This window comes from Fibrobacter sp. UWB3, from assembly GCF_002210405.1.
Classification (GTDB): Bacteria; Fibrobacterota; Fibrobacteria; order Fibrobacterales; family Fibrobacteraceae; genus Fibrobacter.
Map to the genome: position 1 here is coordinate 132833 of NZ_MWQJ01000003.1, position 24762 is coordinate 157594.

17 protein-coding genes and 1 tRNA gene are annotated in these 24762 nt (G+C 50.1%); 12 read left to right on the top strand and 6 right to left on the bottom strand.

The genetic code is table 11. From position 1 onward, the window contains the following. Positions 1 to 8 precede the first annotated feature (8 nt). A complete protein-coding gene (locus B7991_RS04885; protein ID WP_088629854.1) occupies positions 9 to 1733 on the bottom strand; it encodes a SpoIIE family protein phosphatase in 1725 nt (574 codons plus the stop codon). Between the two features lie 161 nt (positions 1734 to 1894). Beyond that, positions 1895 to 1970, bottom strand: a tRNA-Asp gene (locus B7991_RS04890). A 172-nt stretch (positions 1971 to 2142) separates the two neighbouring features. On the opposite strand from B7991_RS04890, the gene uvrA reads away from it, so the two are divergent. From uvrA to B7991_RS04905, 3 genes are all read left to right on the top strand, one after another. Then, the gene (gene uvrA / locus B7991_RS04895; RefSeq protein WP_088629855.1) at positions 2143 to 7434 is read left to right on the top strand and encodes an excinuclease ABC subunit UvrA; all 5292 of its coding nucleotides are present in this window, start codon (positions 2143 to 2145) and stop codon (positions 7432 to 7434) included. A gap of 67 nt (positions 7435 to 7501) precedes the next feature. After that, a complete protein-coding gene (locus B7991_RS04900) occupies positions 7502 to 9931 on the top strand; it encodes an SUMF1/EgtB/PvdO family nonheme iron enzyme (protein WP_088629856.1) in 2430 nt (809 codons plus the stop codon). Continuing rightward, positions 9931 to 10521 (top strand): hypothetical protein, encoded by a 591-nt coding sequence (locus tag B7991_RS04905; RefSeq protein ID WP_088629857.1) that lies wholly within the window; start codon positions 9931 to 9933, stop codon positions 10519 to 10521. The genes B7991_RS04900 and B7991_RS04905 overlap by 1 nt, the downstream gene beginning before the upstream one ends. Positions 10522 to 10649: 128 nt before the next feature. Here B7991_RS04905 and ychF read toward each other — a convergent pair whose 3' ends face one another. Further along, positions 10650 to 11747 (bottom strand): redox-regulated ATPase YchF, encoded by a 1098-nt coding sequence (gene ychF / locus B7991_RS04910; RefSeq protein WP_088629858.1) that lies wholly within the window; start codon positions 11745 to 11747, stop codon positions 10650 to 10652. A gap of 168 nt (positions 11748 to 11915) precedes the next feature. Between ychF and B7991_RS04915 the strand changes: the two genes are divergently transcribed. Beyond that, positions 11916 to 13238 carry an MATE family efflux transporter gene (locus B7991_RS04915; protein ID WP_254917850.1) on the top strand — a complete coding sequence of 441 codons (1323 nt, stop codon included), beginning with the start codon at positions 11916 to 11918 and terminating at the stop codon, positions 13236 to 13238. Positions 13239 to 13562: 324 nt separating this feature from the next. On the opposite strand, the gene B7991_RS04920 is transcribed toward B7991_RS04915, so the two are convergent. Then, positions 13563 to 15098: a hypothetical protein gene (locus B7991_RS04920; RefSeq protein WP_088629860.1), complete on the bottom strand. Its 1536-nt coding sequence runs from the start codon at positions 15096 to 15098 to the stop codon at positions 13563 to 13565. 1 nt (position 15099) lies between these two features. Then, complete coding sequence (locus tag B7991_RS04925; protein WP_015731755.1) at positions 15100 to 15930, bottom strand: DUF4423 domain-containing protein; 831 nt, start codon at positions 15928 to 15930, stop codon at positions 15100 to 15102. 297 nt (positions 15931 to 16227) lie between these two features. Between B7991_RS04925 and B7991_RS04930 the strand changes: the two genes are divergently transcribed. The 8 genes from B7991_RS04930 (at position 16228) to B7991_RS04970 (ending at position 22725) form a co-directional block, all read left to right on the top strand. Next, a complete protein-coding gene (locus B7991_RS04930) occupies positions 16228 to 17118 on the top strand; it encodes a hypothetical protein (RefSeq protein ID WP_217898041.1) in 891 nt (296 codons plus the stop codon). After that, positions 17115 to 18215 (top strand): asparaginase, encoded by a 1101-nt coding sequence (locus B7991_RS14970; RefSeq protein WP_254917851.1) that lies wholly within the window; start codon positions 17115 to 17117, stop codon positions 18213 to 18215. Before B7991_RS04930 ends, B7991_RS14970 begins: the two co-directional genes overlap by 4 nt. A 149-nt stretch (positions 18216 to 18364) precedes the next feature. Beyond that, on the top strand, positions 18365 to 18802 hold the full coding sequence (gene dtd / locus B7991_RS04945) for a D-aminoacyl-tRNA deacylase (RefSeq protein ID WP_088629862.1): 438 nt from the start codon (positions 18365 to 18367) through the stop codon (positions 18800 to 18802). A 154-nt stretch (positions 18803 to 18956) separates the two neighbouring features. Then, positions 18957 to 19784 carry a hypothetical protein gene (locus B7991_RS04950; protein WP_088629863.1) on the top strand — a complete coding sequence of 276 codons (828 nt, stop codon included), beginning with the start codon at positions 18957 to 18959 and terminating at the stop codon, positions 19782 to 19784. 21 nt (positions 19785 to 19805) lie between these two features. Continuing rightward, the gene (gene asd, locus B7991_RS04955) at positions 19806 to 20663 is read left to right on the top strand and encodes an archaetidylserine decarboxylase (RefSeq protein WP_088629864.1); all 858 of its coding nucleotides are present in this window, start codon (positions 19806 to 19808) and stop codon (positions 20661 to 20663) included. Continuing rightward, positions 20664 to 21494 (top strand): hypothetical protein, encoded by an 831-nt coding sequence (locus tag B7991_RS04960; RefSeq protein WP_088629865.1) that lies wholly within the window; start codon positions 20664 to 20666, stop codon positions 21492 to 21494. 21 nt (positions 21495 to 21515) lie between these two features. Then, positions 21516 to 22373 carry a hypothetical protein gene (locus B7991_RS04965; RefSeq protein WP_254917852.1) on the top strand — a complete coding sequence of 286 codons (858 nt, stop codon included), beginning with the start codon at positions 21516 to 21518 and terminating at the stop codon, positions 22371 to 22373. Between the two features lie 16 nt (positions 22374 to 22389). Then, the gene (locus B7991_RS04970; RefSeq protein WP_088629867.1) at positions 22390 to 22725 is read left to right on the top strand and encodes a GerW family sporulation protein; all 336 of its coding nucleotides are present in this window, start codon (positions 22390 to 22392) and stop codon (positions 22723 to 22725) included. 905 nt (positions 22726 to 23630) lie between these two features. Here B7991_RS04970 and serC read toward each other — a convergent pair. Then, complete coding sequence (gene serC, locus B7991_RS04980; RefSeq protein WP_073425102.1) at positions 23631 to 24737, bottom strand: 3-phosphoserine/phosphohydroxythreonine transaminase; 1107 nt, start codon at positions 24735 to 24737, stop codon at positions 23631 to 23633. Positions 24738 to 24762: the final 25 nt, after the last annotated feature.

Sequence of the window (24762 nt, forward strand, 5' to 3'; positions counted from 1 at the left end):
TTATCCCTTTACTTCATCTTGAACGCAAGCATCGTGATGTCGTCGAATTGCGGGGCGTTCCCGCTAAATTCCTTGACCGCCATGCGGACTTTACGGCACAGGAGGCGGATAGAATCGTCCTTGGATTCGTTCAGGACTTTTTGCAAACGTTCCATGCCGAATTCTTCGTCCTTTTCGTTTGTTGCTTCGGGGACTCCATCGGTGTAGGTGAAAATCGTGTCGCCTGGCTGAAGCTGTACTTCGAATTCCTGGTACTTGTAGCCTTCCATGCCGGCGAGGACAAAACCGCTTTTGAGGGTGGCGACTTCGAAATCCCCGTTAGCATGCTTAATGAACGGCTTTTCGTGGCCGGCGTTGGCGTAGATTAGGTGGCCGGTCTTGATATTCAACACACCGCAAAGGCATGTGACGAACATGTCGTGGACGTTGTGCTCGGCTAGTTCATCGTTTGCGCGGCTTAACGCTTCGGCTGGCGAGAGGCCGTGTTGCAAGTTGTGCCTCAACACGATCTTGGAAACCATCATAAAGAGCGCGGCAGGGACGCCCTTACCCGAGACGTCTGCAATCACGAGTGCCAAATGGTCGTCGTCAATCATGAGGTTGTCGTAAAAGTCACCACCCACTTCAAGTGCTGGGCGCATCATGGCGTAATTGTCGAAACCATCCACTTCTACGGGCTTCGATAGCGATGCTCGCTGGATAGTCGTTGCAATGGAAAGTTCGGTATGGACCTTCTGCTGCTTGGCGGTGGCTTCGGTCAAGTTCTTCACGTAATCGTCCAGTTCCTTGGCCATTTCTTCGTAGGAACGTGCGAGTTTCCCGACTTCGGAGGTGAAGTAGATGTACTGGTGGCATTTTTGCAGCGTATTGTGGATTCTTTCGTAAATATCCTTGTTCTGCCCAAAAGTCTTTGCGATTTCACTCATGCTTTCGATGGGCTTTGTGACGGTGCGTTCCATGTAGTAGAGGAACCCGAGTGAAACCCAGATGCCGATGTTCAGCAATGTGCCGATGTAAAAGTAAACGTAATTCCAGAGGTAAAGATTGTTCTCGCCGTATTTAAGTGCGATGCTTGGGTAGCTTGTAATCCCAAATGCTACTGAAATGATGATGCTTGTGGCGAGGAAAAACAAAATGAATTTTTCGTTGAGCGAAAAAGAAAAGATGAACTTTGTGGATTTTTTTTGCATTTTGCGCATTTTTCGCTGGCAAATGAGCGAGGCGCAGATTAGATACGGAAACCCTATAATCACCATCGTGATAAATTGATTGAAGAAAATGTTTGCCGAGAGCATCGAAAAATAGTGTTCGTCAAATTTTAGTTTGATGACGCTTACGACCATGAACGCTGCCGCAAGCGAATCTAGGATGACGATGAGCATGTACTGCACGTTCTTGTAAATCTTGTCGAGCTTGAACTTGTTCTTGTCATTGCGGCGGAGATAGTTCCAAATCACGGCAGGGACGTAACCGTAAATAATCTGAACGAAAAATCCTGGAATGAAAATAATCGCGTCATAACCCGACATGATATCTGCAACGAGGTTCGCGATGGCACAGCCGAGGACGCCTGCAAATCCAAAGGAAATACCGAAAAGCAGGGGGAGGGCCGCCACAATGCGGACTTCGGTCGTGTCGGAAATCCTGAAAAGTTCTCGACAGGGGTAGCCGAGAATAAAGAAAATAAGCCCGCAGATTAAAACGATAAGTATGTATTTATGAATGTTCTTCATAAAAAACTCCTTCTTAATTTTTAATATAAACATTTTTCTTGTAAGGAGTTGAAATGCCATCTTCCAATTGCGACTATGATTTAAGATGGCTTTAGGAGGGCGAAAACGGCAAAAAATGCGAAAAAAACGAAAAGCACTTCTCAGAGAGAAGTGCTTTATCGCGGGATAGACGAGGCTTGAACTCGCAACCTCCGGCGTGACAGGCCGGTGCTCTAACCAAAATTGAGCTACCACCCCAAGTGGTTCGACTGATTTCTCAATCGGTGAACCATATTTAAAAACTTGTTTTGATTCAGTCAAGGCCTTTTTGCAAAAAAAAGTGAAATTTCTTTTTAAAATGGGAATGTTTTCTATCCAAATGTTCACTATTTTTTAGACAATTTGGCGGTCTTTTCCTATATTTGCGGTCATGACGAAATCTATTGAAATCCGCGATGCTCATGAACACAACCTCCGCCATGTCGATTTGACGATTCCCCGCGACTCGATTGTCGTGGTGACTGGCGTTTCGGGCTCGGGCAAGTCGAGTTTGGCGTTTGATACGGTGTTCCAGGAAGGGCAGCGTCGCTTTGTGGAGTCGCTTTCGGCGTACGCACGCCAGTTTATTGGGCGCATGAAGCATCCGGATGTGGAAAGCGTTCGCGGGATTTCTCCGACGATTTCGATAGACCAGAAAACGGTGAACCGTAACCCTCGCAGCACGGTGGGTACGGTGGTCGAGATTTTGGACCATTACCGCTTGATGTTTGCTCGCCTCGGCGTTCCGCATTGCCCCAAGTGCGGCAAGGTAATTCAGGCGCAGTCGGTGGATCAGATTGTCGATAATTTGTACGCTAGCGACGAGAACAAAAAGATTTTGGTGATGGCGCCGATTGTGCAGGAGCGCAAGGGCGAATACCGCAAGGAACTCGCGGAGCTCAAGGAAAATGGATTTGTCCGCGTGCGTGTGGACGGAACGATTTACAGACTCGAAGACGTGCCGCTGTTGGTGCGTTACGAGAAGCACACGATTGAAGTGGTGATTGACCGCTTGACGCTGGAACGTAAGAACATGAGCCGCCTGCGCGAGGCGATTGAAGGTGCGCTCAAGCTCACAGACGGAAAGCTCGTGTCGTTCTTGTTGACTGCTTCGGAGGTGGACTCGGATGGTGCTGCGAAGGAAGAATACCGCTTGCAGGGTACGCAGCTTGCTTGCCCAAAGTGCGGAATTTCTATCCCGGAACTTGAACCGCGATTCTTTAGCTTTAATGACCCGAAGGGTCAATGCCCCGCCTGCAAGGGTCTTGGCGAAAGTTGTGAATTTGACGTTAACTTGATTGTGCCAAATCCGAATTTGTCACTGAAAGAGGGCTGCCTTGCCCCGCAAAAGAAGGATGACGGCTGCATCATCTTTAGCGATTTTGGTTGGCGCAATTTGCGCACGATTGCAAACGAAATGCACTTTTCGCTTGATACGCCGTGGAACAAACTCAAGAAGGCGCAACAGGATGCCGTGCTGTATGGAACTCCGAGCGGGAGCGAACGCGGCGTGGTGACAATCATGCAGGAACTTTGGGACATGTGGCATATTTATCACTTCCGAAAGTACATGCAGATTGGCGTTTGCCCGGAATGCCACGGCACGCGAATCAACCGCATTGCCGCCGCTGTCGATTTCCACGGTCATAACATTTGCGAAATGACGGAATGGTCCGTCGAAAAGTCCGTTGAGTTTTTTGACAAGCTCAAGCTGAGCCCCAAGGAACAGCGCATCGGTCGCGAAGTGCTGAAGGAAATTCGCGGGCGTCTTGGATTCTTGAAGGCGGTGGGCCTTGGTTATTTGGACATTAGTCGTAAGGCTTCGACTTTGAGCGGTGGCGAGGCGCAGCGTATCAGGCTCGCAAGCGCCGTGGGGGCGGGGCTCCAGGGCGTGCTTTACGTGCTTGATGAACCGAGTATCGGGCTGCACCCACGCGACAACGATAAGTTGCTCGAAATGCTCGAACGCTTGCGAGCCCAAGGCAACAGCCTTCTCATCGTGGAACACGACGAGGATACGATGCGTCATGCGGACTGCGTGATTGACGTGGGCCCTGGCGCGGGTGTCGAAGGCGGTCGCATTTTGGCGGCAGGCACGGTCGAAGAGCTGGAAAAGAACAAGTCTTCGCTCACGGGCGCGTACTTGAGTGGTCGCAAGTCGATTGAAATTCCGTCGCAGCGCTTGAAGATTGATGCAAAGACGCCGAAGCTTAAGATTTGTGGTGCTTGCGAAAACAATCTCAAGAATGTCGATGTCGAAATTCCGCTTGGCGGGGCGTTTACCGTAGTCACGGGCGTTTCGGGCTCGGGCAAGAGTACTCTCATCAACCAGATTTTGCGCCGTGAACTGGCTCGCGTGTTCTACAATTCCGAAGAACCGGTCGGTAAGTTTGACCATTTAGAAGGTCTAGAAAACATCGACAAGGTCATTGAAATTGATCAAACGCCGATTGGACGCACTCCGCGTAGTAACCCTGCTACTTACACGAAAATTTGGGACGATATCCGTGACCTCTTTGCAGGCATGGAAGAAAGTAAAGTGCGTGGCTACACGAAGAGCCGCTTCAGCTTTAATGTGAAGGGTGGCCGCTGTGATGCTTGCGAAGGCGCTGGCGTGAAGGTCATCGACATGCATATTTTGCCGAGCGTGCAAGTCACTTGCGATGTGTGCGACGGCAAGCGCTTTAACGAAGCGACTAGAGAAGTTTATTTCAAGGGTAAGAACATTTCTGAAGTTCTTGACATGAGCATCAGCGAAGCTGCCGAATTTTTCAAGGACATTCCGAAAATTGCAGAACCGCTCAAGCTCCTTTGCGAAGTGGGTCTTGGATACCTAACGCTCGGTCAGCCTTCGACGACTTTGAGCGGTGGCGAAGCGCAACGCGTGAAAATTGCATCGGAATTGCGTCGCCCGGGTACGGGCAAAACGCTTTACTTGCTCGATGAACCGACAACTGGTTTGCATTTTGAAGATATCCGTCGATTGCTCGAATGCTTGAATCGCTTGCGCAGTCTCGGCAACAGCGTTGTGGTGATTGAACACAACCTTGATGTGATCAAGTGTGCGGACTGGATTATCGATTTGGGTCCGGATGCGGGCGTGAATGGCGGCCGCATTATCGCGACGGGAACACCCGAACAAATTGCCAAATGCAAAAAGTCGGAGACGGGGCGTTACTTGGCTCCGGTCTTGGCGAAAAAGCATGGCGAAAACAAACATTTTGAACGCACGGATGAAAAGGGCGAAGATTACTCGCTCGATATCGAAGTTCACGGTGCTCGCAAGCATAACCTCAAGAACATCGATGTCACGATTCCGCGCCATAAGCTTACGGTGATTACGGGCGTTTCGGGCTCGGGCAAGTCGAGCCTTGCATTCCATACGCTCTTTAGCGAAGGCCAGCGTCGCTTTGTTGAAACACTCAGCACTTACGCTCGCCGATTCTTGGGACGCCCTGACCGCGGTAGCATTGATTCTATTTCGGGCTTGGCTCCTGCGATTGCAATTGACCAAAAGAGCGCAAGCAAGAGCCCGCGCAGTACGGTCGCAACACTCACGGAAATTTACGATTACTTCCGCATTTTGTGGGCTCGCGTGGGTACGGCTCATTGCTTGCATTGCGGAAAGCCCATCAGCTCTTATGCCACTGGCGACTTGATGCAATTTGCATTTGATCGTGATTTGAACAAGATGGTGACGGTTCTTGCTCCGTTCGAAATCAAGGACGAAATTAAGTTGTCCAAGATTTTGACGGAGAAGGGTTACCGCAAGGCATATCTCGGCAAAAAGCTCGTAGAACTCCCGCTGCCGAAAATGCCCACGCGTGAAAAGCAGTTGCTCGCCGTGGTCGATTCTGTAGTGGTCAAGGAAGAAAACCGTGCTCGCCTCGTCGAAGCGTTTGAACGCGGCTACCGCGATGGTAACGGAATCCTTTACGTGGATTGCGATGGCGAAGAACGCCTTTCTGCTAGTGAAAAGCCGGGTTGCCCGGAATGTGGCTGGTACATGGATTCTGCACTCAACCCGAAACATTTCAGTTTCAATACGCATTGGGGCGCTTGCGAAACTTGCCTTGGCCTTGGTCATTTTAAGGATGGCGAAGAATGCCCCGATTGCCATGGCGAACGCTTGAAACCTGAATATCTTGCGGTGCGCATCTTAGGCAAGAACATCATGGATGTGCATCACATGAGCATTGCCGAAGCCCGCGACTGGTTTGCGAAAGTCGATTTTGCAAACGAAGAAAATGCAACTTCTGCATCCATCCAAAGCAAGACGACAATTGCCGCTCCGCTCCTCCGTGAAATCATTGGCCGCTTGGACTTCTTGATTAGTGTGGGACTTGGCTACATTGGCCTTGACCGTGCGGGCGATACGCTTTCGGGCGGTGAATCCCAGCGCATCCGTTTGGCTAGCCAAATTGGTAGCGGCCTTGAAGGCGTCTTGTACGTGCTTGATGAACCGACCGTCGGCCTCCACGAAAGTGATACTGCAAAGCTTTTGGATACGCTTTACCGCTTGCGTGATTTGGGCAATACGCTTGTGGTTGTGGAACACGACATCAAGATGATGCAGGCTGCAGACCACATTATCGATATGGGCCCGGGTGCTGGCGATTTTGGTGGTGAAGTCGTTGCCGAAGGAAGCCCGGCAGAACTTGCAAAACCGTATGCGTTGCAACAGTTCCCGCGTAGCGAAACGGTCAAGTTCCTCACGTATTCCACTCCGGTGGCAAACCAGCTGGAACCCGTGCGTATTACGGACGATACGGAATTCTATGAATTCAAGAACCTCAAGGCAAATAATCTTAAAAACTTGTCTGTAAGGTTCCCGAAAAAGGCGGTCAGTGTTGTCTGTGGCGTTTCGGGATCGGGCAAGAGTTCTCTCGTTGTCGATGAGATTTTCCCGGCGCTCAAAAAGCAGTTCCAGGCCCGTGGTCGCAAAAAGCAGAGCGGCGAAGTCTTGTTGGTGGACCAGAGCCCGATTTCGGGAACGCCACGCAGTACGCCGGCGAGCTTTACAGGCGTCTTTGATGATATCCGCAAGCTGTTTGCCAAACTCGAACAGTCCAAGATGAAGGGCTTCGATTACGGTCGCTTTAGCTATAACCTTGCGCGAGGCCGTTGCCCCGCTTGCGAAGGCCGTGGTGCCGTCGCTGTCGAGATGCACTTCCTTTCGGATATTTGGGAAACTTGCGAAGTCTGCGGTGGCAAGCGTTACAATCAGGAAACGCTTACCGTCACGTTCAAGGGCAAGAACATTGCCGATGTGCTTGACATGCGCATTGTCGAAGCCTGCGAGTTCTTCAAGGACCAGCCGAAGATTTTGCCGAAGCTCGAATGCCTCCGCGATGTGGGCCTCCCGTATGTGAAACTCGGTCAACCTGTGACGACGCTTTCGGGTGGTGAATCCCAGCGCTTGAAGCTTGCCGCGGAACTTTGCCGCCGTCCGGCGACGGAAATGGTCTACTTGCTCGACGAACCGACAACAGGCCTCCATTTGAAGGATATCCAGATTCTTTGGAACCTCTTGCGTAGGCTTTCTGCCCGTGGCGATACGGTCATTGTCATCGAACACCATCCCGATATTATCCGATTGGCCGACTGGAAGGTGGAATTGGGTCCTGTGGGCGGTGCAAATGGCGGTTATTTGCTCGAAATGGGGGCAAATTCGTCAAAATAATAGAACTACTTTTCATGGAAGAAATTATTTTTCTAGAAAAGAAGGTTCTTTAAAGACAGGAGAGCTTATGACATTTTCCCGACTGCTTCCGCTTTTGTTGCTTGTTCCGGCACTTTCCATGGCCGACGAAGACCGCAACTTTAAATTGAATCCGGATAATTTTAAAGTCGGCAATGTTTTGGAGCATGCGGTAAACTTTGCTATCGTACTCGATAGCTCTGTTGCGATTTCGCAGGAACCAGTTTTCCCGTTGCAGCCCAACCGCCTCTATCTCCGCCACAAAAAATCGGCGAAGGAATATTTGTGGTTCTCGGGCGAAGCCAAGCCGGAAGAATATAAAAAGCTCCATGCCTTTAGCCTTAAGGATAATCACTTAGGTGCTCGCGAAGTACTTGGAATGCGTCTGTACGCCTCTCGTCAGTACAAGGCCTTCCAGGACGAAGCCGACATCTATTTTGATGCCGAATACGTTTATTCTCCCCGTGTTGCAAAGCTCCTGTTCATGAAGAATGGCAAGTGGCAATTTTTGAAGGAAAGCAATCATCCGGGCTTGGTACAAATCCAGTCGGACGAAAAGAACCTTGAAATTGTGTCGCTGAATTCGACGATTAAGCCGGGGACTAGGGCTCTCTACCCAGTAAATAACGGCGTTTATGTATTCTCGTTTAGTGCTCCGGACAAGCTGCCTTATGTGGATGCTGGAGTGCTCAAGCCGGGTGATGTACTCGTTTTCAATGTGAACTTCCCAAATCCGGATTCTGTTGTGGCTGCATCTAGCTCAAGTGAAGCGGCTCCGATTGCTGTTGTCGCTAGCTCAAGTTCTAGCGAAGCCGCTCCGGTTGCAGTTGCCTCAAGCTCAAGTTCAAGTGATGCCGCTTCGGCCGTCGCTATTGCGGGCTCTAGCTCTAGCTCGGGAGTCGTTATCCCTGATTTCGATGCTGGCGTTTCTAGCTCAAGTGCCGTTCCGGTTTCTAGCGCCGCCTCTTCTGATTCGAAAGTTTCGACTCCGGCAAAACAGTCTGTCACGCTTGAACAAGTGCTGGCTCTTAAGACGCTCGAAGAAACTGAATCCCTTTATGATGCATTCTCTGCAGATGTCGATAAGAATGTGAACCGTGTGGATACGACGGAATTCTCGAATTTCTATCCGGCAATCAAACCTGCGGATTCTCTTGGACTTGCCGAAACGGATAAGGACTATCGTGGCTACGTTTCTCACTACAATCTCAAGCGCAAAGAAGCCCAGACGTTGTGGCGCAACAAAAAGCTTGGTGCCATTAGCGAGATGTATAAGGCATTCCACGCAAAACTCGATAGCTTGCAGTCGTTGCCAGCTCAGGTTAATGTGCGCCCTGTTGCAATTGAAAAGATTATGAAAGCCTCCGATTCGAGCAAGGTTGATTCCTTGAACATCCGTTTTGGTGCGGATCATCAGCGAATTGAAGTGTCTTGGAAGGGCGTTGTTGATAGTGTCTCTATGGATACACTTGTGAAAAAGATGGCTGAGGGGGATTCCTCTTTGGTGACGACACTTTTCCTTGTGAACGATAAGCCTGTGTGGGTCTTTAAGGAAGGAGCCCTTGTTGGGCGTTATCATTATCGCTATGACAAGCTTGGCTTCCGTATGGGCGAAAAGCTCTATTTCGGAAAGGGCGAATTTACTTTGCCAAAGCACATTGCCATCGAACCGGAAGTTGTGGAGTGGCTTAGGAATCGAGTTCCTGCATCATCCTCTTCTTCTGTTATTGCAAGTTCTTCTTCTGTGGAACCTGCTAAGACGGTGGCTGGCGCCAAAATTATTGAACATGCTACCCGCGGGACTGTCGCTATCATTGATTCTGGAACGTTCCGTTATCGCGGCAAGGTTGTTTCCATGTCGCCGTATGCCATCCAGACGACTGAAGTGACTCAGGAATTTTACCATAAGATTATGGGACTTCTGGATTCTGCAAAACGCCATGAGGATAGGTCCGTATTTAAGAACCCGAAAAAACCGGTTCACAATATCACTTGGGAACATGCTCAGTATGCTTGCAAGGTTCTTGGTGGTGATCTGCCGACCGAAGCCCAGTGGGAATTTGCCGGCCGCGCAGGGAGCAACGAAGGTGTTCTTTGGACATCGGACGATGTGATGAGTGTTGGCAAGTATGCCGTCTTTGCAGAGAACTCGCTGAAGACGGGTAAGAAGGACGCCGCCTATGGTCCGCATGAAGTGGCAACTAAATCGCCAAATGCATGGGGCCTTTACGACATGTCGGGTAATGTTGCCGAATGGACTCGCGACAATTACTTTGCCATTACGTTTACAATCGAAAGCTCTAACCCGACGGGATCTTTCTGGGGCACAAGTAAAGTGCTGAAGGGCGGTTCCTGGAAGGATAAGGTAAAGAAGCTGAACATGACGTATCGCGATGATGAAGATCCGCGTTACTGGTCTGACGGAATTGGTTTCCGTTGCGTGTTCCCTCTTGATAGAATTATTCAGGATAATAAATAATGAGTAGTAAATCCGATAAGGAAAAGAATCTTTTCAAGAAACTGACGGCATTGCCGTATTTGCTGGTTTTGCTTGCATTGCTAATGCCTTTGGCTAATGTCTCGTGCTCGGCGAAAGACGATAGCAAGCCGATTGCCCAAATGACGTTATATCAGATTGCATCGGGTGTTAACTTGGATGATGCCATTGAGTCTTCTGCGCTGAAACAGATGAATCGCATGGTCAAGGAAAACCCGAAAGTCTTGGACCACTTCAAGACGCAAATGCCGAATTTCCCAAAGATGGAACCTGTTCATCATTTGTACGGCATCATTGCTGCTGTCGTTTTGGCCGCTGTGTTTGCTTGGATTGTTCCGCTTGCATCAACGGTGATGGGGCTGTTGTCCATGGTCTCGTTGTGGTCGCTGTTGATGAAGCTTTCGCAAATCGGTGGAACTCTTGGAATCCCGCTACTGAAAGTTGAAGGTGGCGTTGGGCTTTACTGTGCAAGCTTCCTGATTTTAATTGGAACGGCGATGAACATCGCAACGCTTGTGCGGCCGATGGTGATTGCCCGCCGCGAACGGAAGAAAGCTAAAGCGTCATCTTGAGTGAAACGTAGTGAAGTTTAAAAAAGAAGGTCGCGATTGCTCGCGATCTTTTCTCTTACATACGCTAGACTTGACTGGATCCTTCGACTACGAGGCTTCGCCTCTCCGCTCAGGATGACAATGCTGTTTTACACGTTGAACAGGAAGTACATGATGTCGCCGTCCTGTACGAGGTATTCCTTGCCTTCCGTACGGACGAGACCTGCTTCCTTGGCGGCGTTCCAGCTGCCGTGCTTGAGGAAGTCGGCGTAGCTCAAAGTTTCAGCGCGGATAAAGCCACGTTCGAAGTCCGTGTGGATGACGCCTGCGCACTGCGGTGCCTTGAAACCTGCGTGGAACGTCCAGGCGCGGCATTCCTTTTCGCCTGCGGTGAAGAACGTGCGGAGACCGAGGATTTCGTAACCCTTGCGGACAACGGAATCGAGTCCGGATTCCTTCATGCCGAGTTCCTTGAGGAATTCGATCTTGTCAGCCGGTTCCATGGCGGAAAGTTCTTCTTCAATCTTGCCGCTGATGACAATCACGTCGTGGCCATGCTTGGAGGCATATTCCTTGAGCTGGTCCACGTAAGCGTTACCGGTGAGGATGTCGTCTTCTTTGACGTTTGCGCAGTAGAAGAGCGGCTTTGCGGTGAGGAGGCCGAGGTCTTTGACGATGAGTTCCATTTCTTCACTGTCGTGCATCACAGTGCGGGCGGCGCGGCCTTCTTCCATCGTCGTCTTCAAAAGTTCGCAAGCGGCGAGGCGAGCCTTGGCTTCGGCGTTGCCGGTACGAGCACTCTTAGCTTCGGTAGCGAGGCGCTTTTCGACAGTGTCCAAGTCCTTGAGGATGAGTTCCGTTTCAATCACTTCGACGTCGCGGATCGGATCCACAGAACCGTTCACGTGAATGATGTTTTCGTCGTCAAAGCAGCGCACCACTTCCATGATGGCTTCGCATTCGCGGATGTGGGTGAGGAACTGGTTGCCGAGACCTTCGCCCTTAGAAGCACCCTTTACAAGGCCTGCAATGTCCACGAATTCTGTAACAGCCGGGACGATGGATTTCGGGTTGTAGACCTTCACAAGTTCATCGAGGCGGGCATCCGGGACATTGACCATGCCGACGTTCGGATCGATGGTGCAGAACGGATAGTTGGCGGATTCTGCGCCTGCGTTAGTGATTGCGTTGAAGATTGTGCTCTTGCCTACGTTCGGGAGGCCTACGATGCCGCATTTAAAACCCATGATAATCTCCGATTTGTGGCGCTTGTAATCGCTTTATCCTATAGCGATTCTAGTCACCTGATTTTTGCGATGTAAAGGTAGAAAATTGCCCTTTAAGCTTAAACGTAAAAATCTAAATTTGCCGCGGTTTTAAGGTGCTGTATGGCAACGGATGCGTTAAAGACGAATATGGATATGTTGAACGGGCCTCTCGGTCGTAAGATTCTGAGGTTTGCCGTTCCGCTTGCGGCGACAAGCATTTTGCAACAGCTGTTCAATGCGGCCGACATTGCCGTGGTCGGACAGTTTGCGGGCGATAAGGCTCTGGCGGCTGTCGGTGCAAATACGTTCGTGATTAATTTGCTGATAAACTTGTTCGTTGGCATCTCTGTTGGCGCAAATGTTGTCGTCGCCAATTCCATCGGCGCCCAAAGTTACCGTGCTGTTACTCGCAGTGTCCATACGTCGGTGATGGTCTCGTTCTTTAGCGGAATTCTGCTTTCGTTTATCGGTGTCTTTTTTGCAAGGCAAATCCTTTCGGCGATTTCAACACCTGAGGATATCTTGGACATGGCGGTGCGCTATCTCCAGGTTTATTTTGCGGGGATTCCGTTTGTCATGCTGTACAATTTTGTAGCGGCGATTTTACGCGGTAAAGGCGATACAAAACGCCCGCTTTATGTGCTCCTTGCGACGGGTGCTATAAATGTTGCCTTGAATGTTCTTTTTGTTGCGGGCTTTGGCTGGGGTGTGACGGGTGTCGCTATTGCAACTGTAATTGCAAATGCGTTGAGTGCCGGTACCTTGTTCTACTTTATGCTCCACGAGGTCGGACCGTTCAAACTTGAATTCTGGAAGTTGAGAATCACGCCTGTATTTCTCGGGCGCATCATGCGCGTGGGGCTCCCGGCGGGGCTTCAGGGCGTTGTGTTCTCGTTTAGCAATGTGTGCCTCCAGTCGGCCATTAACAGTCTCGGTTCTGCGACCGTTGCGGCTTCTGCGGCTGCACTCAATTATGAGTTCATTGTTTATTACTGGCTCAATTCCTTCTCGCATGCATGCGTGACGTTCGTGGGGCAGAACTACGGTGCGAAAAACATAGCGCGTTGCCGTAGTGCGGTCCGTTGGACCATTTTGCTTGCGACAACTTCGACGTTTGCGTTGAGCCTGCTCTGCTGTCTCTTTGCCAATCAATTGCTTTCTGTGTTTACGTCTGATCCCGAAATTATCGCGACTGGTTCTATCCGCATGAATGTCGTAGTCGGCGTGCTGTTCATCAATGTCTTCTTGGATGTGTTCTCTGGCGCGTTGCGTGGCATGGGGCAATCTTTGGCTCCGGCGCTCACTTGTGTGGTAGGTGTTTGCGGTATCCGAATCCTCTGGGTGATTTTTGTATTCCCGATGTACCAGAACTTTACCTCGTTGATGGTGGTTTACCCAGTGAGCTGGATTGTCACCATAATGGTCCTTGCCGGAATTTACATTTACAGGGTAAAACACACCCATTTTTAATGTAAATGTTTATTATCTGATTCGCCCATACGGGCGCTATTGCCAATTATTTGACATTTTGTCAACGGATGTAAAAAGGCCTTTTGAGAAAAAGGCCTTAAATAAAGATAATTTACGGGTATCCTAAAACTGCCGATTTGGGATTGGATTCAAAGGCATCAATTAGTGTTGGAGAATTGGTGCTTCTGTATCGGATGGAGACTCGGATCACTATTCTTCATGATACAAAACGTAGTGACCTTGACCGAACAGAGTTTTCAATCCCAAACGGCCTTTTTTTTGCCCCCTTTGAGGGGGCTTTTTAATTGCCTTGGTGAATGCTATTTACAGCAAGTCGTCTAAATTGATTCCGTACATTCTGACGTTATCAATCCAGATATCCGTGCCGTTGTACACAAAGATGGTAAAGCGCGTAATCTTGTTGCGAGTCACGTCCCAGCCGTGGTAGCTTTTTTTGTCCGGATTTGTGAAATCGGATGGCTTGATGGCGACACGAGTCCATTCTTCGTTGACACTTCCTTTATACGAGGTCTTGTAGTTTGTATCGGATTCTACAATCGTCTCGAGGAATACTTCGAAATCCCCGCTGCCCTTGAGCCAAACTTCCACGGAGTCGAGTCTGCTCAAGTCGTGCTGGTGCGCGGCTATGCGCGTCCCGATGACAACGTAGCGTCCGAGCTTGTTCGCCTGGTACTGCACATGCAGCATGTTCTTGCCGAAGATGGTGCTGTCTGCCTTTTCGATGCCGTTGGTCGGCTTCTGGTCAAGGTTGTTCTTGACCGTTGCACTATCGTGCGGTTGTACGTACCAGTTGTAGTTAAGTGGCGCGGGCAGTGCGTTTAAGTCGGTGCCTGCTTCGAAATTCAAAACCTCGACGCTGTTGAGAGCCTTCACGAGTGAATCGCTGAGCCCTTCCCAGACATCGACGTCTTCAATCTTTTTGGCCTTCTTGTCGCCCCACATGAGCATCCACGGCCTGACTGTATCGGCGGCGCTTTCGACGCGGATGTTGATCGTTGCGCTATTGATGGTCGTGTCCCAGCCGTCGATTTCAAACGGAATGAGGTTGTTGCTTCCGTCGTAGAGGCGAATGTCACTTCCGTCCTTTTCGGCCTTCGAGAAGTCGAAGTTCTCTTCAGTCAGGCGCAGGACGAGTACGGTCGGGAAGCTGAGCGGACGCATCCAGTCCGAAATCAAGTCGGAAGGCATAAAGCGGATGGCGTTCTCCGGAACAACCTTGTTCGGGTTCTCGATGAGGCCGAGATCCGTCGTGTCGTTCGAGATGACGCTTGCCGAGGTCTGGCCGATGGCTTCGAGGTCTTCGGAATCCCAGGCGCTCACGGTAAGGTTACCGCACGGAGCCTTCTGGATGACGAACTGTCCAAGCGTGTCGGTCTTGACAATCGTGTTCACGCCCTGAACGGCAACCCAGGCGTAATTGGCTGAGTCCGGCAAATCGACGAGACCCTTGACCGTGCCTACAGCTTCGAGCGATGCGCTGTCGAGCGTGTATTCGTGGTTCAGGTTGTTGAGCGTGTACTGCAAGACGATGGAAGAATCGCCCTTAGTAAAGTTGATGGTGTAAGAACCGTTCTGATGACCTTCGATATGCACCCAACCGTTTATATCGGTTTCGCCTTCGTAGGTGTATTTTACTGCACCCGTTTCGGCGGTGTCGGCGACATACCAAGAGGGGAGCACCTGGTAGCGCACTTTGGCAGCCGGTGTTCCGTCGTCAAAGACTCGAATAGCGATGGCGTTTTCGATTTCCGTCGTATTCCCTGCGGTGTCGCTGTTTGTACCGCAAGCAGCGAGGAGTCCAAAGGGAACTAAATAAAGAAGCTTGTTAAAATTTTTCATTTTATTTTTCCTTCTTTTTATTGAGTGCGACGGGGAATAGAGCGAGGTTCAACTGCATGACGCGATCGGGGACGATGCACTTATCGACACGGATCTGAATTTCTTTGCGGAATTCCTTGAGCATCTTCTTGAGGTCTTCGAAGCCCTTGGAATCAACAGCCATGGTGATGGTCGAAATGTCGCGGTTTTCAGGCGGAATTTCATTGAGCGAGCGGATGCCAAACTGCATGACCTTCGAATGGAAACTGCGGATGGCTTCGGCCTTCTCGGCGCCTTGGACCGTGATGTGCGGGTCGGCGAGGCGGACTTTGCTGTTATTGTTGATCGGCTGGATAAAGCCGAGCGACTTCAAAATCTCAATGCTTTCTTGCGCTTGCTCTTCGGTGATGGGCGGAATCACGCTACTTGCGATTTCCGGGATATCCACGTTGCCGTGTTTCACTTCGATAAGCGCTCTTACGACGATAGTCCACCAGGCGCTGAGATACTTGAGCTCGTTGTCCTTGAGCAAGTGGCGCTTCACGTCGCGCAGCTGGAATGCCTTTTGCAAAATTTCAGCTTTTGTCTTTTCGGACTTCGTGCGTGATGCGACTATCAACAAGTCGAAGTATGCGGCTCCACGACCGTCCAGTCCGAGCATCTTTTTTGCGGCGGGGACTGCATGAACGGGGAGATTTCGCTTTTTCTGAACTATATAATACGCATGACTTGAATCCAAGCCAAGCGTTTTGCCGAGTGTACTGAAGGAATACAAGGAGTTGTGTTTCTTATGCTCCAAGTAATAATCCTTGATCATATCCCGGTAGTCATCGTAATCAAAGATTTCTGCCATAACCAAACCTATACTAAATATACTTTAAAAATTGTTGGAGCGTGAATAGTGAGTAATTCGTAAGTAGGTGTTTGGCCGTTTAAAGCCTTTTATGTCGTTCCCGACTTAATAGGGGATCTCTCTGAGTGTATAATTACTAGAATTATAGAGGACTTATTTAATGGAATTTGTATTGTGGAAAGAAAAAAAAAGAATTGGATCGGGCGTGTTGTTTGCCTTTTGCTGATCTATGTTTTTATGTTCGTGGGGTACCAGTTTTACGAAAGAAAAGTCGAAGAACGCTTTCGATATGAAGACATGATTCATGAAACGAACGAGTGTCTCCGTATTGGTGACTGGAAGTGCGCCGAGAAAAATGTTCGGGAACTTTTAAAGTCAGAACCGAACGATACGAATTTGCAGATGCACATGGCTGGCATTCTCTTTGAACAGGAACGTTATAAAGAGTGCATCAATTACATTGAAACGTTAAGTTTCAAACATCAGGATTTAGATTACCTTGTTAAAAAGTCAAATGCTTTGGAACAGGAATTAAAAAATCTCGGCGTTGAAAAGTCCATGCATTTCCGCCTGGAATTTGACGGCGGCCCTTCGAAAAAGGACGTGATGGAAGCGCTTGCCGTTTTGGAAGTTGCCTACGATTCGATTAGTAATTTGTTCGACTATTTGCCCGAAAACAAGATGAGCCTCGTACTGTATGAGGATAAGGAGTATCAGGGAACGGGACCGCGTCCAGACTGGGTAGCGGCTGTATTTGATGGTAAGTTGCGTGTGCCGGTGAACTTGATGGCGTATCGTGATGTTTACCGCCCGGTACTATTCCATGAACTGACGCATTCGTTTGTTCGTGCGATGACGCATGCGAATGTGCCCTGCTGGATGAACGAGGGAATTGCGCAGGTGATTGATGGCTCGCATAACAATGAAGAGCGCCCATTGGGGGCTTACCCGAGCGTTGAATCGTTGAGAAAACCTTTTGTGAAAGAGAAGGATTCGGCAACGGTGAAAATGCTTTACTGGTTCTCGAGACGGATGGTCGAAGAACTTTTGTGGCGTGATGGCGGTGGCCCGGATGCCTTCCGCAAGTTTGCCAAGTGCTTGCAGGATCTTCGTGAGCTTGGAATGGAAGGCTCCTTGAAAAAACATTATGAAACAACCGCTCAGGATTTGTTGGAGTCTGTAAGATGAAAAATATCGTGATTTTAGCGACAGGCGGCACTATTGCAGGCGCGGGCGAGCAAGGTAAGGATATAGGGTACAAGTCAGGCTCAATTAAGGCGCAAACGCTGATTGATGCGATTCCGGAATTGAAGAATGTGGCAAATATCTGCGTCGAGCAGTTTTGCAATATCAATTCGGACGATGTTACTTCTGAAATCTGGATTGCTTTGGCGAAGCGGATTGAGGAACTCTTGCAGCGAAGCGATGTTGACGGCGTCGTGATCATGCACGGGACCGATACGATGGAAGAAACCGCTTTCTTCTTGAATTTGACGCTGGATGGTTCTGCTCCAAGTGCCGCCGGGAATGTCGCGAAACCCGTGATTATGACAGGCTCGATGCGGCCCGCAACAGCAGCGGAACCAGACGGCCCCGCAAACCTCCTCTTTGCCGTGAAAACCGCAGTGGACTTGTGTGAACGTAGTGTGCGAGAATCGCCGAATTCAGCATTGTCATGCCCGCCTGAAATGTCATCCCGCCCTGATTGTCACCCCGGATTTATTCCGGGGTCGCCATCTCGTGTTGCGTCATCCTGGAGCAACGCGACGGGATCCAGTGTGGTATATGTTGCCTTTGCAGGCAAATTGATGAACGCCCGCTCGGTGCAAAAGATTCATGCGAACGATTTGGATGCATTTGCTGAAATTCCCGCGTCATGTCACCCCGGATTTATTCCGGGGTCGCCATCTTGTTCTGCATTTGACGTTTCCTCCTTGCATTCCCTCCCGCGCGTCTCCATTCTTTACTTTAACGCAGATGCTGATGCAGAACTGGTGCGTTTTGCGGCAGAGCGCTCGGCAGGGCTTGTTATTGCAGGCGCTGGCGCCGGAGAATTTTCTCGCGCATGGGCGGATGCAATTGCTGATGTTATTTCTAAAAATAAAATCCCCGTCGTGATTTCCACGCGAATCAATCGCGGTCGCATTGTCCCGGAACAGCTTCTTGTGCCAGGAACGATTGCCGCTTACGATTTGCCCCCCGCCAAAGCTGCCGTCCTCTTGCGCCTTGCATTAACCGTCACGAATGATTCTGCAACTATTCAGGAGATGTTTTCTTCGCAGTAGCGTGCAAAACGAGTGTTGCGACGGGCTGCTTGCAGACCGGCATAACCGAGTGAAGCCGCTGACGCCGTAGGCGTCAACTCCGAGCTGGGGCCCCGCCCGCATGACGTACTTTTGCGTTTCAAAAACAATTAATTTTAGAGTAATTAAAAATGAAATTTTTAATACAGCGAGTCACTAAGGCTCAAGTCGATATTGAAGGTCAAACCGTCGGTAAAATTGATAACAAGGGATTCCTTGTGTTGATTGGCGTAGGTGAGGGCGATACCCGCGAAATCGCTGACCGCTTCATCAAGAAAATGCTTGCGCTCCGCATCTTTGCCGATGAAAACGGAAAGACGAACCTTTCCATCAAGGATGTTGGCGGTTCGCTTTTGCTCGTATCCCAATTTACGTTGTATGCCAATTGCAATAAGGGCAATCGCCCGACATTCAATGGTGCTGGCAACCCGACGCTCGCTAATGGACTTTACGAGTATATTATTGAACAGTGCAAAAAAGAAGTTGCCGTTGTCGAAACCGGAAAATTCGGTGCCGATATGCAAGTGAGCCTCGTCAACGACGGCCCATTTACTATAATGCTAGAATAAAGCCTTCTACGTCATTCTGACGCCGAAGGCGGAAGACTACTCTGAAGGCGAGTGTTGCAAAAATGAGTGATCTCATTTTTATAACCGAGCCAAGGAGTAGGGGCGTAGCCCCATCCAGTTAAGTCTTGTTCTGCAAAATGTTTTGGAGCTTATTATGAAGTTTTGTCAATTTATGTTCTTGTGCGCCTCAACGCTTTTCATCGCTTGTGCAGGTTCGCGCGATAGCGCTCCCGAAGGCGGCGACATGGCCGATGCTCCGTGCACGGAATGTGGCACGCAAGGCGATATCGTGCTGAAAATCACGGACGAAAAATTCTACCGCGAATGGAACCAGGTCGCGTTTAGTCGTATCGATTCCAATGCGGTTGTGGGTGTATTCCCTGCGCTTAAGGTGACGGCTACCCGTCCCGAAGATTGCAAAATGTGCCACAGCTTTAGTGCTGACGCTCTCGACTTTGACCTTGCACGTGTCGAAGATTCCTTGTTTGCCAAAGCGTTCCCGAAAATGCAGCGAGACTTGATGATTGTCGGCATGCGTGTGCCGGATGCAGATTCCGCTTACGTCGATTCTTTGTCTGCAAAGATTCTAGCTGAAAAATTCGTGGAAGGCAAGCGTCTGGATGACGTGACGCCGTGGGAAGAGCGCGATGGCGTGGAACAGACGATTGCACGCCAGTTGCCGTTTAAACTTAAAGAATTGCTGAATGGCATTGCTAGCCGTTATGAACTGCGCTACTTGACGATTCCGCTTGTGCTGAATGTGGAAATGGATCCGGATTTAGGCAAGAAAGGCGGATTCACATGGCAAATCGTGTGGAGCATGTGGGATGCTCGCTACGGTGAACTTGTCGCCCTCACTTACTCCAAATTCACCGCTGCAACGACAACTCGCGTGGCGCCCGAAAAGGAATGGGCGACGCCGTTTGCCTCTAGACTCTGGAAACTGCTCAACACCGATGTCGCGCATTTCGAAAACCACTGACCAATTACTAACTTTAAAATCATGAACACTCCTTTCTACGTTTTTATGAAGCTTTTGCCGAAGAATGCCGCAAGCCGCATTTTCGGTGCCTTTACGCGTTTACGCATCCCGTTCCTGAGCAAAATCGCTCGCAACGCCTTTGCTAGCTATTACAAGCTCGACATGTCTGAATCGGAATACCCGCTCAGCCATTACAAGAACATCGGTGAACTTTTTATCCGCAAGCTCAAGCCGGGTATGCGCCCGGTTGCCGACGGTGCCGAAATCGTGAGCCCGGTCGATGGTGTGCTTTCGCAGACGGGAACGTTCGATGGCGATGACCAGAACTTGATCCAGGCGAAGGGCAAGACTTACACGCTCAAGAGCCTTTTGCGTAGCGAAGAACTTGCAGAACGTTTCAAGGGCGGCGCCTTTGCAACGATTTACTTGGCTCCGTTCAACTACCACCGCATCCACAGCCCCGTCAAGGGCGACCTCGTGCTTTCGAGCTATTGCCCGGGCACGCTCTGGCCGGTCAACGCAGGTAGTGTAGAACGTGTCGAAGGTCTTTTCAGCATCAACGAACGCTTGACGAGTGAACTCCGCTTGGCGGACGGTTCCGAAGTGCTCGTGGTCAAGGTCGGTGCGACAAACGTTGGCCGCATTGGCGTCGTGTATAACGATTCCATTTTGACGAATGCAGGCAAGCTCCCGCGCGACAAAAAGCGCTTGGACTGGATTCCGAATCAGCAGTTCTCTTTTGACCGTGGCGATGAACTTGGCCGCTTTGAAATGGGCAGCACCGTGATTCTCGTGGTCGACAAGAAAATTCGCGAACGCCATCCGGACCTGTTCAAGGCACGTCTCGGACAGGCGGTGAAGGTGGGCGAGGCTCTCTAGTTGGTCTCGGTAAAGCGTTTTATTCACGATGAACCAGCGCTATTCAAGGCTTCGAAAGCTTTTGTAGCGCTCCTTTTCAAGTGCGCTGATCCCGTAGTTTATGTTGCTCAAAAAATGCCCACGGCAAATGAACAAATTGCGTGGACGTTGCTTGGTACGGTCTTATTCCAGGATCGTTCTTACCCCGATATCTTGCGCCTCCTCGTGAAGTTGCACGAACGTTTCCCGGGCGATAAGCTTTGGTCGCTCCCCGTGCCGAAGGGCGGTGAAATTGAAGAGGTCGTGGAACAGACGTTCAATAGCCGCAACTGGACTGTCTTTGAACATGTCTCCGGGATTTTCTGGAGTGTCGGGCTTTTTGTACGCCATCATCCGGATTTGGTCGCTTGGATGCGTGAACGGACTCCCGAAGAGATGTGGCGGGACTTGGGCGAAATCTATTTTATGGGCCGTTCGAATCCGCGCCCTAAAGCTTGTGCCGCAATTTACCGCTTGCTTGCCCCGCAACCGCTTGGCCTTGGCTTTGCGTGTCGTGACAGTTCTAGAATGCCGCCGCTCCCGCTTACGATGGGCGCTCGCCGTTTCCTCGCGATGCTCGGCCCCGCGAAGGAATCTAGCTTTGCGGAACTTGAACCATCACAAAAACAAAAACTTGCGAATGAGTATTTTGTGGCGCTTGCTCCGGAGAATCCGTATTTTGCGGCGCATTCCCTCCAGTTCTTTTTGGAGAACGGTAGCGAATGCTTCATTTGCCGCGAGCTCACGTCGCATTGTTCCAAGTGCCCGCTTTATGAGTATTGTAACTATGCCGAAGTCCGCAAACGTGATTGATGTATGCTAAATTTTATGAGTATGAATCGTTTCCTTTCGGTGTTGCCTAAGTTTGTTTGCGCTTGTGCTTGTGCGGCCACGTTTGTTTTGTGTGCTTGCGAACCGAAAGAAGAGGAATCTGTTGATTATACGGAGCTGTGCTACAACGACAGGTGGCCGATGGATGATATCCGTATCGATGAACATCCGAACGATGATATTAAAGCTCTTGTGAAGCGCGTCGATTTGCGTTATCCGATGGGGATGACGGGTGATACGCTTGATGTGACGATTCTGGAATTCAAGAGCGACGTCTATGCGCTTGATTATTACATGAACAGTGGGCGTTTTCAGGGAATTGTCCCGATCTTGCGAGGCTCGTTCTTGGAACAGAGTATTCGATCTGCGGCGCGAATCTTCATCTTCAAGCACGATAGCTTCCGCCGTTATGAACGCAGCGATCTTGAAAACTACGTCCGTCAGTTCCCGAATGCCCGTCATGGCGGTTTCCCGCAGGAATTCCTGAGTCTCCCGTTTGAACATCGTGAACCGGGGCACACATCGATCCTGACAAAGTATTTTATTGGCGTCAAGGCTTATTTCCCGGTGCTTGCCCAAAGCTATCGCGACTCCGACTTGCAGTGGAATGTCGCCCGCAGTTGGGAACAGGTTGAAGAAAACGATTTTATCGCCTGGGGCCGTCAGTTGAATATTGTACACCCCAAAGGCATTTACCGCGAAACCTCGACGCTTTATTTTACCGCAGGAGAGGGGGTGAACGGCATGGCGACGAGACTCCCCGGTGGACGTGTCGTGGCGGCTTGGGGCTATCTTGACTGGTCCGATTTGGAGCGTAAATTCTTTACCGCGAGCGATCGCGTCTACAGCGCGCGATACTAATTACTATATTCAGAATATGGCTATTGAAAAACTTGCAGAAACTCTTTTAGAAAAACTCCGCTTCATCACGAAGGCGGAAACTGTCATTGGTGAACCGATTCAGGCCGGTGATACGACTGTGGTGCCTGTGAGTCGCGTTTCCGTAGGCTTTGGCTTTGGCGGCCATCAGGGCAAGGGCGATACGTCTGCGTCTGGCGGTGGTGCTTCGGTCGATCCGGTGGCGTTCCTTGTTATCAAGGGCGATGACGTGCGCGTCATGCCGATTACCAAGGATAGCTCCCTCGTTTCGAAAATTATGGATATCGTTCCCGATATTACAAATAAATTTGCAAAGAAGCCCGCTGACAATTAAGCTGTTGTCGTTGAGCTCTCCTGAGTTTGTTGTGTCCGCCTTTGTGCGGGCATTTTTTTTTGCGCCTGTTTTTTCTGCATCGCTCGGCTCCTTGTCATTCCCCTAACGGGGCTTGACAGCTGCGGCTCGGCAATAAGAATGAGTATACTCATTCTTGCTGCACTCGCCTTGCGTGTCATTCCCGCCTTGAGCGGGAATCTCCGTCTTGTATTTTTTTTGGTTTAAAACGTGTATTTATTGGTCTTTTTCTCTGTTTTAACCTTTTTAAGAACTTTGTTAGATTTTTGAGAACATTTTGGGAGCGTGTTTAGGTGATGTATTTGCAAAATAATATTTAAAAATGCGTTTTTCTATTGACATTCGCTATTTAATAGAGTATCTTTATTCATGTAAAAACGAGAAAGTGAAAGCCTTTGGGTGAATATGGGTTAGTAATTTTGAGAACAAAAAGAAGGTTCTAAACTTATCTCGCGAGTTTTGCAAGGCCGTGTTTGGTTGTTGGGGCCTTGCAAAATACCCGGCACGGGGACATACGTGCCACGAAATCCTCCTCCAAGGCGCCGTAATGGCGTACTCCTAACACAAAAAATAGGACCTCCTCATGCTCCATGAGGAGGTTCTTCGTTTATGCACCCGGGCCTTCTGCCGGCACGCTCTGTCATGCCCGTCTTTGTTTTTTTTTGTCATGCCCCACTTGATGTCTTTGACTACTTGCAGCTATGCTGCTTAGTAGTCATGATCCGCGTATGGGGAGGGCATCTCCATTAAATGAGGTAAACGAAAAAGCCCCGGCACTAGGCCGAGGCTTTCTCAAATGCGTTACACCGCGCGGGGCGCGGCGCATTCCTAATTAACCTTAAAACATTGGACTTTCGCTTTCGCTCAAGTCCAAGTTCTTGGGCTAATTAGCCCAACACTTTCTTTTCGAAGTCGCCGAGGCAGTCAACGAGAGCCTGCACGCCTTCGACCGGCATGGCGTTGTAGATAGAAGCGCGGAAGCCGCCGACAGAACGGTGACCCTTGAGCTGCTGGAGGCCACGAGCCTTAGCGAATTCAAGGAATTCCTTGGCGAGATCGTCAGCCTTGTCAGCTGCAACGACATCCTTGTTGAATACGAACGGAACGTTCATGATAGAACGGTCTTCCTTAGCAGCCGTACCGACGAACACCTTGGAGTTGTCGAGGGCGCTGTAAAGGAGAGCGGCCTTGGAGCGGTTCACCTTTTCGATAGCGTCCACGCCACCGAAATCCTTGAGCCACTTGAGGGTGCGGTTCATCACGTACACGGCGAATACCGGAGGAGTGTTGAACATGTTGGCAGCGTCGATGTGGGTCTGGAAGTTGAGCATCGTCGGGATGGTGCGGTTCACCTTGCCGAGAAGGCCCTTCTTGATGATCGTGACAGTCACGCCAGCGCAGCTGATGTTCTTCTGAGCGCCGCCATAGACGACACCGAAGTCAGACACGTTGATCTTGCGGGCGAGGAAGTCGGAGCTCACGTCAGCCATGAGGAAGCCGGACTTCGGCTTCGGGAAGTTGTGCCATTCCGTACCGTAGATCGTGTTGTTGGCGGTCACGTGGAGGTAGCTTGCGTTGTCGCTGAGCTTCAAGTTTTTGTCGATGCGGCTGTAAGTTTCAGACTTGGTGTCGCAAGCGGCGAGAGCGTTACCGAACTGCTTAGCTTCCTTGTAAGCCTTGTTTGCCCAAACGCCGGTCAAAGCATAGTCGGCCGTAGCGTTCTGGTCCAAGAAGTTCATCGGGAGCATGCAGAACAAAAGTGAGCAACCACCACCGAGGAACACGATGTCGTAATCTTCCGGGATGCCCATCAATTCACGGAGGTACTGTTCCGTCTGGGCGAACATGTTTTCAATCGGCTTTGAACGGTGACTCATGGAGAGGATACTGATGCCGCTGTTTTCGAAGTCGATGCATGCAGCAGATGCTTCCTTGAGTGCCTGTTCCGGCAAGACCGACGGTCCTGCGCTAAAGTTATAGACTTTATTTGCCATTGTTGTGTTCCTTTTTAGGGGTTGG

Excerpts from the sequence above, each read along its gene's own strand:
- B7991_RS04885 (WP_088629854.1), bottom strand. The coding sequence starts at position 1,733 with ATGAAGAACATTCATAAATACATACTTATCGTTTTAATCTGCGGGCTT.
- uvrA (WP_088629855.1), top strand. The coding sequence starts at position 2,143 with ATGACGAAATCTATTGAAATCCGCGATGCTCATGAACACAACCTCCGC.
- B7991_RS04900 (WP_088629856.1), top strand. The coding sequence starts at position 7,502 with ATGACATTTTCCCGACTGCTTCCGCTTTTGTTGCTTGTTCCGGCACTT.
- B7991_RS04905 (WP_088629857.1), top strand. The coding sequence starts at position 9,931 with ATGAGTAGTAAATCCGATAAGGAAAAGAATCTTTTCAAGAAACTGACG.
- ychF (WP_088629858.1), bottom strand. The coding sequence starts at position 11,747 with ATGGGTTTTAAATGCGGCATCGTAGGCCTCCCGAACGTAGGCAAGAGC.
- B7991_RS04915 (WP_254917850.1), top strand. The coding sequence starts at position 11,916 with ATGGATATGTTGAACGGGCCTCTCGGTCGTAAGATTCTGAGGTTTGCC.
- B7991_RS04920 (WP_088629860.1), bottom strand. The coding sequence starts at position 15,098 with ATGAAAAATTTTAACAAGCTTCTTTATTTAGTTCCCTTTGGACTCCTC.
- B7991_RS04925 (WP_015731755.1), bottom strand. The coding sequence starts at position 15,930 with ATGGCAGAAATCTTTGATTACGATGACTACCGGGATATGATCAAGGAT.
- B7991_RS04930 (WP_217898041.1), top strand. The coding sequence starts at position 16,228 with ATGATTCATGAAACGAACGAGTGTCTCCGTATTGGTGACTGGAAGTGC.
- B7991_RS14970 (WP_254917851.1), top strand. The coding sequence starts at position 17,115 with ATGAAAAATATCGTGATTTTAGCGACAGGCGGCACTATTGCAGGCGCG.
- dtd (WP_088629862.1), top strand. The coding sequence starts at position 18,365 with ATGAAATTTTTAATACAGCGAGTCACTAAGGCTCAAGTCGATATTGAA.
- B7991_RS04950 (WP_088629863.1), top strand. The coding sequence starts at position 18,957 with ATGAAGTTTTGTCAATTTATGTTCTTGTGCGCCTCAACGCTTTTCATC.
- asd (WP_088629864.1), top strand. The coding sequence starts at position 19,806 with ATGAACACTCCTTTCTACGTTTTTATGAAGCTTTTGCCGAAGAATGCC.
- B7991_RS04965 (WP_254917852.1), top strand. The coding sequence starts at position 21,516 with ATGAATCGTTTCCTTTCGGTGTTGCCTAAGTTTGTTTGCGCTTGTGCT.
- B7991_RS04970 (WP_088629867.1), top strand. The coding sequence starts at position 22,390 with ATGGCTATTGAAAAACTTGCAGAAACTCTTTTAGAAAAACTCCGCTTC.
- serC (WP_073425102.1), bottom strand. The coding sequence starts at position 24,737 with ATGGCAAATAAAGTCTATAACTTTAGCGCAGGACCGTCGGTCTTGCCG.